Raw genomic sequence first — 13,541 nt, forward strand, 5'->3', positions numbered from 1 at the left:
GGCGGCCACCGCCGCCGGGTACGGATGCTCCGGCGGCCCCCGGATATGCCACGACCCCGGTCACCGGACCGGGGTCGTGGGATGCCGAGGGGATTCAGGCGGTGCCGTTGGTGGCTTCCGGCTTGGTCTCGCTGCGCGGCTCGGACTCGGTGTCCTCCGCCTGCGCTGCCTCGTGATCCTCACCCGCCGCGATGCCGTGCTCGGTGCCCTCGTCGGCCTCCTGGTCCGCCTCCGGATGTTCCGGGGAGAACTCGGCGGGCAGGTTCTTGATGTGCCTGTTCATGTTCCGGATGAGCAGGATGGTGCCGGCCAGCAGCACCAGCACGATGACCAGACCCAGCGGGGACGCCTTACCGAACTCGGGTCCGGTGGGCGAGTTGGTGCCCTGGGCGAGCAGCGTGAGCATCATCGGTCGGTGTCCTCGGTGTCGGCGGCGTCGAAGCCGGAATCGGCCTCGTCGATTCCCGCGAACAGGTCGGTCTCCGGGATCGCGGTCTTGACCCGGGTCTTGGCCAGCTCGAACTCCTCGGTGGGCCACAGTCGCTGCTGCATCTCCAGCGGAATCGCGAAGAAGGCGCCGTTGGGGTCGATCTGAGTGGCGTGGGCGCGCAGGGCGTCGTCACGCTGCGGGAAATACTTGGCGCACTCTACCTGGGTGGTGACCCGCGCCATGATGTCGCCGCGCTCGGCGGCGTACTTGCGCATGCGGTCCATCCAGTCCTGCATGGGGAAGGGCTCGCCGCGGCGCGCGTACTCGTCGGCGAACACCTCCAGCCGGGTGAGGCTGAAGCCGTGGTTGTAGTACAGCTTGAGCGGCTGCCAGGGCTCGCCCGCGTCGGGGAACCGCTCCGGATCGCCCGCCGCCTCGAAGGCCGCGACCGACACCTTGTGGCACATGATGTGATCCGGGTGCGGGTAGCCGCCCATCTCGTCATAGGTGGTCATGACGTGCGGCCTGAACTGGCGGACCACGCGCACCAGCGCCTCGGTGGCCTCCTCCAGAGGCACCAGCGCGAAGCTGCCCTCGGGCAGCGGCGGCAGCGGATCGCCTTCCGGCAGACCGGAATCCACGAAGCCGAGCCAGGTCTGGCGGACGCCGAGCGCCTCGGCGGCGGCGGCCATCTCCTCGCGGCGGACCTCGGTGATGCGGTCCTTGATGCCGGGGGTGTCCATGGCGGGGTTCAGGATGTCGCCGCGTTCCCCGCCGGTGAGGGAGACGACCAGCACGTCATTGCCTTCGGCGGCATAGCGCGCGGTGGTCGCCGCACCCTTGCTGGATTCGTCGTCGGGATGCGCGTGCACCGCCATGAGGCGAAGACCACTCACTTCTCGTTCACCTCACCGATCACGTTTTTCACCTCGTAGCGTCGAGCTGTATCAATTGGCACGTGCAGGGGTCCTGCGTGGTTACGCAAGCTTCCTCCTCCGGACCCTGACCGCACGTGCCGAGTCCAGACACAGGCATCAGATATGCATTCCCTATAGTTCCATCCGATCGTTGTTTGTTCCGACCTACCCCCCGGGAGCGTCCCCGATATGAGTGAAAGACCGGCTGACCGGTACGGGATTGCGCCTCGGAAGACCCGACGCTGGCTCCCCTACGCCCTCGGAGCGGTCGTCATCCTCGCCGGGCTCGGGGTCTCCTATCTGGGCTACCGCACCTACGGGCCACAGGCCATCGAACCGGATCGGATCGGCTACACGATCGTCGACGACTCCACCGTCAGCGTGGATTTCAAAGTGACACGCAAGGATCCGGGCCAGGCGGTCGTCTGCTTCGTCCGGGCCATGGACGGCGACACCGACGAGGTCGGCCGCCGCGAGATCCTGGTGCCCGGCTCCGACTCCGGCACCGTCCGCGTGGTCACCACGATCAAGACCAGCCGACGGGCCGGCGCCGGCAATGTCTACGGGTGCACCGACCATGTGCCGGCCTATCTGCGCGTCGGGTGAAACGTCCGTTAAGCGACCCGCTTTGACGCTTCTACCTGCGCCTTTCCGAATCGTGCTAAAATGACGCGATACACGGTTCCGACGTTCGGAGCCGTGTTTGCTGCATTGACGGCCGGCGCTGTCGGGACTCTCCCCAGGGATCGCTCTGGCTGTCCACTGCTGCTGTGCCCATCTCCGGATGGCCACGGTAGCGGGCATCAGGGAATCCCGGCTTGCCGGGGACAACTACTAGGGAGTGATCGAGATGACTGAGACCGTGACTTGGCTGACCCCGGAGTCGCACGAGAGGCTCACGAGCGAACTCGGCGCGCTCATCGCCAACCGTCCCGTCATCGCGGCCGAAATCAACGAGCGCCGTGAAGAGGGCGACCTCAAGGAGAACGGCGGTTACCACGCGGCGCGTGAGGAGCAGGGCCAGCAGGAGGCGCGCATTCGCCAGCTGCAGGAGCTGCTGAACAACGCCAAGGTTGGCGTCGCGCCCACCAAGTCCGGCGTCGCCCTGCCCGGCTCGGTCGTCAAGGTCTACTACGACGGCGACGAGACCGACACCGAAACCTTCCTCATCGCCACCCGCGAAGAGGGCCTCGGCAGCGCCGACCTCGAGACCTACTCCCCCAACTCCCCGTTGGGCGGCGCCCTCATCAACGCCAAGGTCGGCGAAACCCGCGAATACACCCTGCCCAATGGCAACACCATGAAGGTGACGCTGGTCTCCGCGGAGCCCTACCACAGCTGATTTACGACCGACGGATTCGCGGCCCCGGTCCACACGGACTCCGGGGCCGCAATGTTTGTCGGTACCGGCCGCGAAGAGCGAAGCGCCGCACCAAAAATGGTGCGGCGCTTTGTTTTTCGGAACGCGACAGCTGATTTCGGGAGGCCCGGGTAACTCACCGGGTACCCCCGAAATCGGCTCGGATCCCGACCGCCGGCACGGGTGCGTGACCGAGCACGGCACCCGGCCGGCCGCTAAAGGCCCGGGGAGGCGGTCAGGCCAGGGCCTGCTCGATGTCCGACAGCAGGTCGCTGATGTCCTCGATGCCGACGGAGAGGCGGACCAGGTCGGCGGGGACCTCGAGGGCCGAGCCGGCGGTGGAGGCGTGGGTCATGGCGCCGGGGTGCTCGATGAGGGATTCGACGCCGCCGAGGGATTCGGCGAGGGTGAAGATCTTGGTCTTGGCGCAGAAGGCGAGGGCCGCGTCCTTGCCGCCATGGACGCGCACCGAGATCATGCCGCCGAAGCGGCGCATCTGCTTCTGGGCCACGGTGTGGCCGGGGTGCTCGGGCAGACCGGGGTAGATGACCTGGGCGATCTTGGGGTGGTTCGCGAGGAACTCGGCGATGGTCTCGGCATTGTCGCAGTGCCGGTCCATGCGCAGGGCCAGCGTCTTGATGCCGCGCATGGTGAGGAACGCGTCCATCGGGCCGGGGACCGCGCCCGCACCGTTCTGCAGGAACGCGAACTTGGCGTCCATCTCCTGATCGTCGGTGATCAGCGCGCCGCCCACCACGTCCGAGTGCCCGCCCAGGTACTTGGTGGTCGAGTGCAGCACGATGTCCGCGCCCAGCAGCAGCGGCTGCTGCAGGTAGGGCGAGGCGAAGGTGTTGTCCACCACCAGCTTCGCGCCGCCCGCGTGCGCCACCTCGGCCAGCGCCGCGATATCACCGACGTTCAGCAGCGGGTTGGTCGGCGTCTCGACCCACACCAGCTTGGTGTTGGGGCGCATGGCCGCGGCGACCGCGTCCACATCCGACACCGGCGCGACCGAGTACTCGATCCCCCACTGGGTGAACACCTTGTCGATGAGTCGGAAGGTGCCGCCGTACGCGTCGTTCGGAATCACCATGTGGTCACCGGGCCGCAGGTTCGCGCGGATCGCACAGTCGGTGGCCGCCATACCCGAGGCGAAAGCCCGCCCGTAGGTACCGGATTCGAGCGCCGCCAGGTTGGCCTCCAGCGCCGTGCGGGTCGGGTTCCCGGTGCGCGCGTACTCGTACCCGCCCCGCATCCCGCCGACACCGTCCTGGGCGAACGTCGAACTCGCATAGATCGGCACGTTCACCGCACCGGTCTGAGGGTCCGGATCGAACCCGGCGTGCACCGCCCGTGTGGAGAAACCCAGCTCACTCATGCAGACAGCCTAAGGACGCTGCAGATTCGCCCACGCCCCGGGTCGGGCCCGCACCGCCGCCACCGCTGCCCGCGAGTCGAACGACCACGGCCGACACCCCTGCTCGGACCGGAAACCCCAGATCCCACCCCGCGGACCGAGCGGGCCGCAAGAGCGATCAGCACCGGACCCGGCGCTGCCGGCCGTCGGCTCGGACCCGGCGCTATCGACCCGGCGCGGCGTTGTGAGTCAGGCGGGGGCGGTTCTAGGGTGGGCGCATGGTCACCGTGGACGAGCTGTTCGCCATCGATTCCCTGCTCAGTGACGAGGAGCGGGCGATCCGGGATACGGTGCGCGCGTTCGCCGCGGAGCGATTGCGGCCGCGGGTGGCGGAGTGGTTCGAGGCGGGGACGTTTCCGGCACGGGAGCTGGCGCCGGAGCTGGGGAAGCTCGGGCTGCTGGGGATGCATCTGGACGGGTACGGGTGCGCGGGGACGTCGGCCACGGCGTACGGGCTGGCCTGCCTGGAGCTGGAGGCCGTGGATTCGGGTGTGCGCAGCATGGTTTCGGTGCAGGGGTCGCTGGCCATGACCGCGATCCACAAGTACGGGTCCGAGGAACAGAAGCTGCGGTGGCTGCCGGAGATGGCGGCGGGCCGGGTGATCGGATGCTTCGGGCTGACCGAGCCGGACTTCGGCTCGAACCCCGGCGGCATGCGGACGCGAGCGCGGCGGGACGGGGACGACTGGATCCTCGACGGGTCGAAGATGTGGATCACCAACGGGTCGGTCGCGGATGTGGCCGTCATATGGGCGCAGTCGCGCGAGGGTGAGCGGGATGTGATCCGAGGATTCGTAGTGCCCACGGACACACCGGGTTTCAGCGCTCGCGAGATGAAGCACAAGTTGTCGCTGCGCGCGTCGATCACCGCGGAACTCTCCCTCGACGACGTCCGGCTGCCCGCCGACGCCCTGCTGCCCGAGGCCCGCGGACTCCGCGCGCCGCTGGGCTGCCTGTCCGAGGCGCGCTTCGGCATCATCTTCGGCGCGCTCGGCGCGGCCCGCGACTGCCTGTCCGCCACAATCGAATACGCGCGGACCCGCGAGGTGTTCGACAAGCCGCTGGCGGCCTACCAGCTCACCCAGGCCAAACTGGCCGACATGGCGCTCGAACTCGGCAAGGGCGAACTGCTGGCGCTGCACCTCGGCCGATTGAAGGACCGGCACCAGATCTCCAACGAGCAGATCAGCGCCGGCAAGCTGAACAGCACCCGCGAGGCGATCAAGATCGCGCGCGAGTGCCGGACCATCCTGGGCGCGAACGGCATCACCCTCGAGTACCCGGTGCTCCGGCACGCCAACAACCTGGAGTCCGTCCTCACCTACGAGGGCACCGCCGAAGTGCATCAGCTCGTCCTCGGCGAGGCCCTGACAGGCGCGAAAGCGTTCCGCTGACCGGCAGTTCCGGCGAATTGCGCGATATGTCACAGCCGGTCCCCCAGGTGCCGGGCGATTGCTAGCATCACCGGGTGTTTGTGCCCGGCTCCGCCCTGCTCGTCGTTTCGGCGCGTAAAACCCTGAACCGCCTGCATTGCACCCACGGAGCCCCCGCCGCGGAGGCCGCGGCCGTCTTCCCCGGTGTGTCCGCAGCGATCGACCAGCATGCCGCGGCCATCCGCGACATCCTCGACCTCGGCGTCGACAACTCCGGCCTCGTGCCGACCAGTGTCCTGCTGGCCGGCTACGCCCGCGGCATTCTCGAGGACCTGCGCGAAGCCGAGGCCGCCGTCCTCCCCCACTCCCTGCTCGACTGGCAGGACGCCGACTGGCTCCACCTGCGCCTGGCGGGCGTCTGCGCGCTGGCCCGCGCCTCCTGACCTCACGATGAAGCAGCCCCGGGGTAGAAACCCCGGGGCTGCTCGCCATGCACCACCCGCAGCGGGTCGAGAAGATCGTCGCCATCGGCGGTGTCGGCCACAGCCTGCTCACCGCCAACCCCAGCGAAGGCACCCGCCTGCTGTCGGAATTCTCGGTTTCGGGCGGCACGGGATCAGCCCATGTCGTCGCGATCTCCCCGGTCCTGACTGCCGGGCCGCGGCATCTGCCCGCTGGAATGTGGGGGCTGTCCGGGCGGCATCGGCTGTCCGGGCGGCGGCATCTGCCCGGGTTGTGTAGGCATCTGGCCGGATTGGGGCGGCATCTGGCCGGGCTGCGGCGGCATCTGCCCAGGCTGCGGCGGCATCTGCCCGGGCTGCGGCGGCATCTGCCCGGATTGCTGCGGCGGCATCTGCCCGGGCTGCGGCGGCATCTGCCCGGATTGCTGCGGCGGCATCTGGCCGGGCTGCTGCGGCGGCATCTGGCCACCGCCGCCCGGTCCGTAGCCGCCCTGCTGGCCGTATCCCGGTTGCCCGTAACCCATCTGGCCGCTCCCTGACTCGGCCCACTTGCCCGGAGGCATCTGGCCCATGCCTTGCCCCGCCATCATGGGCCGGGTCGCCGAGCGTTGCGCCCACATGGCCGCCTCCTGCGCCTGCCGCTGGCGGGCCGCATCCTCACGGCCCCGCTGATAGGCCTGCGCATGCCCCTTCACCTCGGGCATTTCGCCCTCGATGGCGTCGAGCCAGCCCGCCCACCGTTCCTGCATGGGCCGGATCAGGCCACCGCCGAGACCGACGATGAGGACACCGCCGATCGTCGCCAGCACCGTGATGAGAAGCGGCATGGTGACCGACGTTCCCACGCCGATCTGATTGAGGGCCGCGATGATGCCGATGCCCCAGATGAACACCGCCGCAACACGTCCCAGCATGCGGCTGTAGTCCAGACCGCTCAGCATGTTCGACACCATGTCCTGCACGACGCGCGCGATCGCGCCCGCGATACAGACGATGACGATGGCGACCGCCAAGCGAGGCAGCCAGGCCACGATGCCGTTGAGCACGGTGCTCACCGGGTTCGGGCCGAAGACGCCGAAGCCGAGCTGCAACGTGATCAACAGAATCGCGTAGTACGCCAGCTTGGCGATGATGCCGGTGGCGTCGTAACTGCCGCGGGCCAGCATGTCCTTGATGCCGCCGCGTTCCACCAGCCGATCGAACCCGACCCGGTTCAGGATCCGGGTCACCAGCTTGGCCACGAGTTTGGCCACCAGCCAGCCGATGAACAGAATGACCAGGAACCCGACGAATTTGGGCACCCACGTGGCGATGGAACTCCACGCGTTCGAGAGCCCCTGCCCGATCTGGATATCGATAGCCGAACTCGAGGTGTGCATGACCCCGTCCCTTCGCTATCCGTTCCGGCCGTGTGCCGGAACTGCTCTTCGGGGTCGTTATACGCCTGGTCGATCGTCGAGTTCGCTCGTTTGCGAAATAGTTGCCAAATCAGATGCCTGAGATTAGCTAAATGGCTGTATGGCCGCCACCGAGACTCCGGTGACAGGCACCGCGGGCCGAGACGACAGCGATGGCCCACCCTTGTCGGGCAGGCCATCGCAGTGTTGTCCGGTACGTCGTCGGACCGGATCGATCAGTAGGCGCTGAAGACGTTGTCCATCGAGCCGTAGCGGTGCGCCGCATAGTTGCAGGCAGCCACGATGTTGGCGACCGGGTCCCAGACGTCGAAGGCGGTGCCGTCGACGTGGTACGCGTTGAAGGTCGGGTCGATCACCTGGAGCAGGCCCTTGGACGGGATGCCCATGGCCGCGTTGGAGTCGTACAGGTTGATCGCCTGCGGGTTGCCGCTGGATTCGCGAATGATGTTGCGGTAGATGCCGTCGTAGCTACCCGGGATGCCGTGCTGGGCCATGATGTCCAGCGCGTGGTGGATCCAGCCGTCCAGGTTGTCCTCGTAGACGGGGGCGGGCGGCGCCGGTGCCGGAGCCGGCTCGGGAGCGGGCAGCGGAGCCGGCATGGGCGCCGGTGCCGGAGCCGCAACCTCGGCCGCGGGGGCCGGGGCGGGAGCGGGAGCGGGCTGTTCCTTGACCAGAGCGGCGGCGGGCGCGGCGACGGCCAGGGAGGCCTTCAACGCGGCCGGCTGGACATCCCCGCTGGCGGCGGCGCCGGCGGCGGTGATGATGGAGCCGAAGACGCCCAGAGCGAGGGCGGCGGCGCCGGCCGTACGAGCGGCGGCAACTACCTTGCTACGTCTAGCAGGGTCACTGAGAGCAGTCATAACATTCTTGGGCATGGCGAATTTGGATTCCTGTTCGGTTTCGGGCTCGCGGGCCTGAAGAAGGCAGCGCAGGACCATGCGGGCGTCTCACGACCCCCGTCTGCGTACCTCGGGCTGTTGTGGATGCTGTTGTGAAACCCGGTATGGGTCAATGGGTTTGGCACACTGCGCGGAGTGCAGTGGAGACCTTTGCGACCTTCCGGCCGCGGTGCCTCATTGCACCGATGTAGTGATCACGTTCCGCATGTGTGTTCACATCTCCTTGCGCCATTCAGACTTGCGGTCTGTTTCCGACAAGGTCACAGCTTGATTGCGTGTTGTGAACACAGTCTGAATCAAAAGTGAACAGAAGGTGAATCGGCTCGCTGAACACCTCTCGGACCTGCATTAATACAAGCCCTGACCTGGTGATTCAATTCGAAACCCAAAGTGTTTCGGATCACAGAAAAATATCTCCCCCAGGTCGCGATATACCGATATTTGCCTGATTTCTTGCCGTTCATCGGCGTTTCACATTCCAAAAGTAACAGCTCAGCAAATCCACATTGGTTATCACAAATCACATTCGTCCCAATTTTCACGCAATATAAAGACGCCGCAACGGTGCATCTCGCGGCCCGCACCGCGGACGACGCACCTGTCGGCTGTAACCCGCCGAGGTATCTCCAATGCCCCTTCTGACAACACCATTCACAGAGGCGAGATGCCCTTGCTGACAGACGTTTTCACCGCGTCTCGGCGCAATCTGATCGCGGTGCCGGTGCTGCTGGCCGGCGTCGCGGTCGCGATCGCGCTCGGGATGGCCGGCACCCACTACTGGCCCGGCACCCAGCCCCTGCCCACCTGGGGCTTCTCCGCACCACAGATCTTCAAGGCGTACCTGAGCAGCGTGGTGCTGGTGCTGATCGGCGGACAAGTGCTGACCGCCGTCTGGATCTACCGCTTCCGCGCACCGCGATCGGTGCACATCTACCACCGGCTGTGCGGCGTGCTGGCCTTCGTGCTCAGCCTGCCGGTGGCCTTCTACTGCCTCTACAGTTTCGGCTTCCAGTTCGGCCGGGGCGTCACGGGCCGGGTCATGGCGCACTCCGTCGCGGGCGTGGTGTTCTACGGCGCCTTCGCCTCGAAAATGCTGATGCTGCGGCTGAAGCGGACACCGGGCTGGCTGCTGCCGATCCTCGGCGGCCTGGTCTTCACCAGCTTCGTGCTGGCGTGGACGCTGGCATCGCTCTGGTGGTTCCGTACCGTCGGATTCACGAGATGAGCAGCCGCGAAAGCAGACCGCCCGCCGGAACCAGCTGCGGTTCCGGCGGGCGGCGAATACTCGGCTGCGGCCTAGGAGAGGGCGCCGGTGCTGAGGAAACCGAGCAGGTCGTGGCGGGTGATGACGCCGACCGGCTTGCCGTCCTCGACGACCATGAGGGCGTCGGTGGACTCCAGCAGCTTGGTGGCCGCCGCGACCGGCTCGCCCGCACCGATGAGCGGGAAGGCCGGGCTCATGTGCTTGGCGACCGGGTCGGTGAGCTTGGCGCGGCCCTCGAAGACGGCCGACAGCAGATCACGCTCGGTGACCGAACCCGCGACCTCGCCCGCCATCACCGGCGGTTCCGCACCGACCACCGGCATCTGCGAGACGCCGTACTCGCGCAGGATCTCGATGGCGTCGCGCAGCGTCTCCTGCGGGTGGGTGTGCACCAGGTCCGGCAGCTCACCGGACTTGCCGCGCAGCACGTCACCCACGTGCACCTCGGTGTCCGAACCGTCGAGGCGGGTGCGCAGGAAGCCGTAGGAGCTCATCCACTGGTCGTTGAAGATCTTGGACAGGTAGCCGCGGCCGCCGTCCGGCAGCAGCACGACCACCACGGCGTCCGGATCGCGCTCGGCGACCTTGAGCGCCGCCACCACGGCCATACCGCAGGAGCCCCCGACCAGCAGGCCCTCCTCACGGGCCAGGCGACGGGTCATCTCGAAGGAGTCGGCGTCGGAGACGGCGATGATCTCGTCCGGGATGGCCGGGTCGTAGGCGGTGGGCCAGAAGTCCTCGCCGACCCCCTCGACCAGGTAGGGGCGGCCGGTACCGCCGGAGTAGACCGAGCCCTCGGGGTCCGCGCCGACGATCTGGACCTTGCCGCCGGAGATCTCCTTCAGGTATCGGCCGGTGCCGGTGATGGTGCCGCCGGTACCGACGCCCGCCACGAAGTGTGTGATCTTGCCCTCGGTGTCGCGCCAGATCTCCGGGCCGGTCGTCTCGTAGTGCGATTCCGGGCCGCCCGGGTTGGAGTACTGATCCGGCTTCCACGCGCCCGGGATCTCGCGCACCAGGCGGTCGGAGACGTTGTAGTAGCTGTCCGGATCCTCCGGCGCGACCGCGGTCGGGCAGACCACGACCTCGGCGCCGTAGGCGCGCAGCACGTTCCGCTTGTCCTCACTGACCTTGTCGGGGCAGACGAACACGCACTTGTAGCCGCGCTGCTGCGCGACCAGGGCGAGGCCCACACCGGTATTGCCGGAGGTCGGTTCGACGATCGTGCCGCCGGGCTTCAGCAGCCCGGCCTTCTCGGCGGCGTCGATCATCTTGACGGCGATGCGGTCCTTCGAGCTGCCGCCCGGGTTCAGGTATTCCACCTTCGCCGCCACCAGTCCCGAGTTCGGACCCACCACGGAGTTCAACCGAACGAGCGGGGTGTTTCCGATCAGATCGACGACATGGTTAGCGATGCGCATACCCCTTATCGTTGCAGAAAGGAGATCCGCGCCCGCGCGCACGTCGGCGATATCACGGCGCCGCGAACTACGATCGGCCGTATGTGGATGCCGACGAGCGTGCCCGCCGCCTCCCTGCTCGCCGCCTCCGGCCTCGCGACCATGATCGTCGCCGCCGCGCCCGCGGAGGCCGCAACCGTCGAATTCCCGCAGGTCCCGAGTGTTTATCACGATGCCTTGATCTGTGGCGGCAATATCCGATCCTGGGCCGACACCGGCCCGCAGTGGCCCGGCCGGGCGATCATCAGCATCCAGGCGCTGCCGGTCGCCGGGTTCGATCCGGGCGAGTACAGCTTCGCCCCGCAGTGCATCACCGTGGCCACCGTCGCGTGGCGGAACATGGACACCGGCGCGGCCGGCGAATATCGAGTTCCCGTGCTGGCCGGCTTCTACGGCAGCGAGCACTACGCCCTGTTCCAGGACACCGGGCCGGGACACATCATCGTCACCGTCTACACCGACATGCCGAACATCCCCGCGCACAGCGCCTTCGATGTCCCCGGGTAACCCCCTTCATCGACTTGGCGAACATCCCGGTCCGACCCACATCGAGCCTCGACCTGCCCGGGTAGCCCAACTTCATCGCTGTGCAAGCCCCCTCTTTCACCCTGTCCGTGCCGCGCTGCCGACAGGCAGCGCGGCACGAGAGCCGCGAGAGTGAGCGATATCCCACAGTTCAGTAGTTGGGATACGGGCATACCGGATGTTTGAGCCGGAACACACCCGTCGTAAATTCGAAGAGGATCACCCCAGCAAAAAAGGAGTCCTCATGGCTGAGGCCGTCATCGTTTCGTACGCCCGCTCGCCCATCGGCCGCGCTGGCAAGGGTTCTCTGGTGAGCATGCGGCCGGACGACCTCGCCGCGCAGATGGTGCGCGCCGCCCTCGACAAGGTGCCCTCGCTCGCCGTCTCCGACATCGACGACCTGCACCTGGGCTGCGGCCAGCCCGCCGGTGAGGCCGGTTTCAACATGGCGCGCGCCGTGGCCGTGCAGCTGGGCTACGACTCCCTGCCGGGCGTCACCGTCAACCGCTACTGCTCGTCCTCGCTGCAGACCACCCGTATGGCCTTCCACGCCATCAAGGCCGGCGAGGGCGACGTGTTCATCTCCGCCGGCGTCGAGACCGTCTCGCGCTTCCCGAAGGGCACCGCCGACGGCTGGCCGGACTCGCACAACCCGCTGTTCGCCGAGGCCGAGACCCGCACCAAGGCGACCGCCGAGTCCAACGCCACCTGGACCGACCCGCGCAACGACGACATCCTCCCGGACGTCTACATCGCCATGGGCCAGACCGCGGAGAACGTCGCCACCTACACCGGCATCTCCCGCGAGGACCAGGACCACTGGGGCGTGCGCTCGCAGAACCGCGCCGAGGAGGCCATCAAGTCCGGCTTCTTCGAGCGGGAGATCACCCCGGTCACCCTGCCCGACGGCACCATCGTCACCACCGACGACGGCCCGCGCGCCGGCACCACCTACGAGAAGATCTCGCAGCTGAAGCCGGTCTTCCGCGCCGACGGCACCATCACCGCCGGCAACGCCTGCCCGCTGAACGACGGCGCGGCCGCCCTGGTCGTCATGTCCGACGTCAAGGCGCGCGAGCTGGGCCTGACCCCGCTGGCCCGCATCGTGGCCACCGGCGTCTCGGGCCTGTCCCCGGAGATCATGGGCCTCGGCCCGATCCAGGCGGTCCGCAACACCCTGAAGACCGCGGGCATGACCATCGACGACCTCGACCTGTACGAGATCAACGAGGCCTTCGCCGTGCAGGTGCTCGGCTCCGCCCGTGAGCTGAACATGGACCTGGACAAGCTGAACGTCTCCGGTGGCGCCATCGCCCTCGGCCACCCGTTCGGTATGACCGGCGCCCGCATCACCGCGACCCTCATCAACAACCTGCAGACCCACGACAAGCAGTTCGGTCTGGAGACCATGTGTGTCGGTGGCGGCCAGGGCATGGCGATGATCATCGAGCGCCTGAGCTGAGGCACGAGATACCCGCAGCTGAGCTACGGCATTAATTGGGCCGCTCGACCTTACGGTCGGGCGGCCCAATTCCTTTGGGGGAAGGTGGGCCACACCCCTCAGGAGTCGGCTTTACCTGGCGGGTAATCGACTTCGTTCCCGGCAGGCGGAAATATCAAGGGCAGCAAAGCAATCCGACCGAGGAGCCCGAAATGCCCGCCTACGCCATCGCCAACCTGTGGGACGTCGACGTCAATGCCGAGATCGTGGAATACCTGGAGCGCATCGACGGCACGCTGGCGCCCTACGGCGGGAAGTTCATCGTGCACGGCGGCACGCAGCGGGTGATCGAGGGCCCGGCCAGCGCGATCGTCATCGTCATCGAGTTCCCCGACTATCAGGCCGTGACCGACTGGTACGAGTCGGCCGCCTACCAGGAGATCCTGCCGCTGCGGCTGCGCAACTGCTCCAGCGTCGGGGTCCTGGCCGCCGACTGCGGCGAGAATCACGTCGCCACCGACGTCCTGAAGGAGGTGGTGGCCAACGACTGAACGCTCTCAGGCTGGCTACACAGCA

14 protein-coding genes are annotated in these 13,541 nt (G+C 67.5%); 8 read left to right on the plus strand and 6 right to left on the minus strand.

Annotated elements, in window-relative coordinates; all coding sequences use genetic code 11:
* Nucleotides 1-94 precede the first annotated feature (94 nt).
* Both AB0L60_RS30300 and mca read right to left on the minus strand, forming a co-directional pair.
* Nucleotides 95-406, minus strand: a complete 312-nt coding sequence (locus AB0L60_RS30300; protein ID WP_364620859.1) for a hypothetical protein — start codon at nucleotides 404-406, stop codon at nucleotides 95-97.
* Entirely contained in the window at nucleotides 406-1,308 is a 903-nt protein-coding gene (gene mca, locus AB0L60_RS30305; protein ID WP_354834062.1) for a mycothiol conjugate amidase Mca, read from the minus strand. The genes AB0L60_RS30300 and mca overlap by 1 nt, the downstream gene beginning before the upstream one ends.
* Nucleotides 1,309-1,536: 228 nt before the next feature.
* On the opposite strand from mca, the gene AB0L60_RS30310 reads away from it, so the two are divergent.
* Together AB0L60_RS30310 and greA are read left to right on the plus strand one after the other, a co-directional pair.
* A complete protein-coding gene (locus AB0L60_RS30310) occupies nucleotides 1,537-1,953 on the plus strand; it encodes a DUF4307 domain-containing protein (protein ID WP_364620740.1) in 417 nt (138 codons plus the stop codon).
* A gap of 244 nt (nucleotides 1,954-2,197) precedes the next feature.
* On the plus strand, nucleotides 2,198-2,689 hold the full coding sequence (gene greA / locus AB0L60_RS30315; protein WP_354833370.1) for a transcription elongation factor GreA: 492 nt from the start codon (nucleotides 2,198-2,200) through the stop codon (nucleotides 2,687-2,689).
* 253 nt (nucleotides 2,690-2,942) lie between these two features.
* Here greA and AB0L60_RS30320 read toward each other — a convergent pair whose 3' ends face one another.
* The gene (locus AB0L60_RS30320) at nucleotides 2,943-4,085 is read right to left on the minus strand and encodes a cystathionine gamma-synthase (protein WP_364620744.1); all 1,143 of its coding nucleotides are present in this window, start codon (nucleotides 4,083-4,085) and stop codon (nucleotides 2,943-2,945) included.
* Nucleotides 4,086-4,342: 257 nt separating this feature from the next.
* On the opposite strand from AB0L60_RS30320, the gene AB0L60_RS30325 reads away from it, so the two are divergent.
* Both AB0L60_RS30325 and AB0L60_RS30330 read left to right on the plus strand, forming a co-directional pair.
* A complete protein-coding gene (locus AB0L60_RS30325; protein WP_364620747.1) occupies nucleotides 4,343-5,518 on the plus strand; it encodes an acyl-CoA dehydrogenase family protein in 1,176 nt (391 codons plus the stop codon).
* A gap of 74 nt (nucleotides 5,519-5,592) precedes the next feature.
* Entirely contained in the window at nucleotides 5,593-5,940 is a 348-nt protein-coding gene (locus AB0L60_RS30330; RefSeq protein ID WP_364620750.1) for a DUF6401 family natural product biosynthesis protein, read from the plus strand.
* Nucleotides 5,941-6,113: 173 nt separating this feature from the next.
* Here AB0L60_RS30330 and AB0L60_RS30335 read toward each other — a convergent pair whose 3' ends face one another.
* A complete protein-coding gene (locus AB0L60_RS30335) occupies nucleotides 6,114-7,337 on the minus strand; it encodes a hypothetical protein (RefSeq protein ID WP_364620753.1) in 1,224 nt (407 codons plus the stop codon).
* Nucleotides 7,338-7,591: 254 nt separating this feature from the next.
* Nucleotides 7,592-8,236, minus strand: a complete 645-nt coding sequence (locus AB0L60_RS30340; RefSeq protein ID WP_364620755.1) for a transglycosylase SLT domain-containing protein — start codon at nucleotides 8,234-8,236, stop codon at nucleotides 7,592-7,594.
* Nucleotides 8,237-8,939: 703 nt separating this feature from the next.
* On the opposite strand from AB0L60_RS30340, the gene AB0L60_RS30345 reads away from it, so the two are divergent.
* Complete coding sequence (locus tag AB0L60_RS30345; protein ID WP_364620757.1) at nucleotides 8,940-9,500, plus strand: DUF6529 family protein; 561 nt, start codon at nucleotides 8,940-8,942, stop codon at nucleotides 9,498-9,500.
* Nucleotides 9,501-9,571: 71 nt separating this feature from the next.
* Here AB0L60_RS30345 and AB0L60_RS30350 read toward each other — a convergent pair whose 3' ends face one another.
* A complete protein-coding gene (locus AB0L60_RS30350; RefSeq protein ID WP_364620759.1) occupies nucleotides 9,572-10,960 on the minus strand; it encodes a cystathionine beta-synthase in 1,389 nt (462 codons plus the stop codon).
* A gap of 81 nt (nucleotides 10,961-11,041) precedes the next feature.
* Here AB0L60_RS30350 and AB0L60_RS30355 point away from each other — a divergent pair, with 81 nt between their 5' ends.
* The 3 genes from AB0L60_RS30355 (at nucleotide 11,042) to AB0L60_RS30365 (ending at nucleotide 13,516) form a co-directional block, all read left to right on the plus strand.
* Nucleotides 11,042-11,506, plus strand: coding sequence for a hypothetical protein (locus AB0L60_RS30355; protein ID WP_364620762.1), 465 nt, complete (start codon nucleotides 11,042-11,044; stop codon nucleotides 11,504-11,506).
* Nucleotides 11,507-11,768: 262 nt separating this feature from the next.
* Nucleotides 11,769-12,986 (plus strand): acetyl-CoA C-acetyltransferase, encoded by a 1,218-nt coding sequence (locus AB0L60_RS30360; RefSeq protein WP_364620765.1) that lies wholly within the window; start codon nucleotides 11,769-11,771, stop codon nucleotides 12,984-12,986.
* A gap of 191 nt (nucleotides 12,987-13,177) precedes the next feature.
* Nucleotides 13,178-13,516: a DUF1330 domain-containing protein gene (locus AB0L60_RS30365; protein WP_364620767.1), complete on the plus strand. Its 339-nt coding sequence runs from the start codon at nucleotides 13,178-13,180 to the stop codon at nucleotides 13,514-13,516.
* Nucleotides 13,517-13,541 lie beyond the last annotated feature (25 nt).

This window comes from Nocardia sp. NPDC051981 (assembly GCF_040680715.1).
In the GTDB taxonomy this organism is placed as follows: domain Bacteria; phylum Actinomycetota; class Actinomycetes; order Mycobacteriales; family Mycobacteriaceae; genus Nocardia.

Excerpts from the sequence above, each read along its gene's own strand:
- AB0L60_RS30300 (WP_364620859.1), bottom strand. The coding sequence starts at position 406 with ATGCTCACGCTGCTCGCCCAGGGCACCAACTCGCCCACCGGACCCGAG.
- AB0L60_RS30355 (WP_364620762.1), top strand. The coding sequence starts at position 11,042 with ATGTGGATGCCGACGAGCGTGCCCGCCGCCTCCCTGCTCGCCGCCTCC.
- AB0L60_RS30340 (WP_364620755.1), bottom strand. The coding sequence starts at position 8,236 with ATGACTGCTCTCAGTGACCCTGCTAGACGTAGCAAGGTAGTTGCCGCC.
- AB0L60_RS30325 (WP_364620747.1), top strand. The coding sequence starts at position 4,343 with ATGGTCACCGTGGACGAGCTGTTCGCCATCGATTCCCTGCTCAGTGAC.
- AB0L60_RS30345 (WP_364620757.1), top strand. The coding sequence starts at position 8,940 with ATGCCCTTGCTGACAGACGTTTTCACCGCGTCTCGGCGCAATCTGATC.
- AB0L60_RS30320 (WP_364620744.1), bottom strand. The coding sequence starts at position 4,085 with ATGAGTGAGCTGGGTTTCTCCACACGGGCGGTGCACGCCGGGTTCGAT.
- greA (WP_354833370.1), top strand. The coding sequence starts at position 2,198 with ATGACTGAGACCGTGACTTGGCTGACCCCGGAGTCGCACGAGAGGCTC.
- AB0L60_RS30335 (WP_364620753.1), bottom strand. The coding sequence starts at position 7,337 with ATGCACACCTCGAGTTCGGCTATCGATATCCAGATCGGGCAGGGGCTC.
- AB0L60_RS30365 (WP_364620767.1), top strand. The coding sequence starts at position 13,178 with ATGCCCGCCTACGCCATCGCCAACCTGTGGGACGTCGACGTCAATGCC.
- AB0L60_RS30350 (WP_364620759.1), bottom strand. The coding sequence starts at position 10,960 with ATGCGCATCGCTAACCATGTCGTCGATCTGATCGGAAACACCCCGCTC.
- AB0L60_RS30360 (WP_364620765.1), top strand. The coding sequence starts at position 11,769 with ATGGCTGAGGCCGTCATCGTTTCGTACGCCCGCTCGCCCATCGGCCGC.
- AB0L60_RS30310 (WP_364620740.1), top strand. The coding sequence starts at position 1,537 with ATGAGTGAAAGACCGGCTGACCGGTACGGGATTGCGCCTCGGAAGACC.
- mca (WP_354834062.1), bottom strand. The coding sequence starts at position 1,308 with ATGGCGGTGCACGCGCATCCCGACGACGAATCCAGCAAGGGTGCGGCG.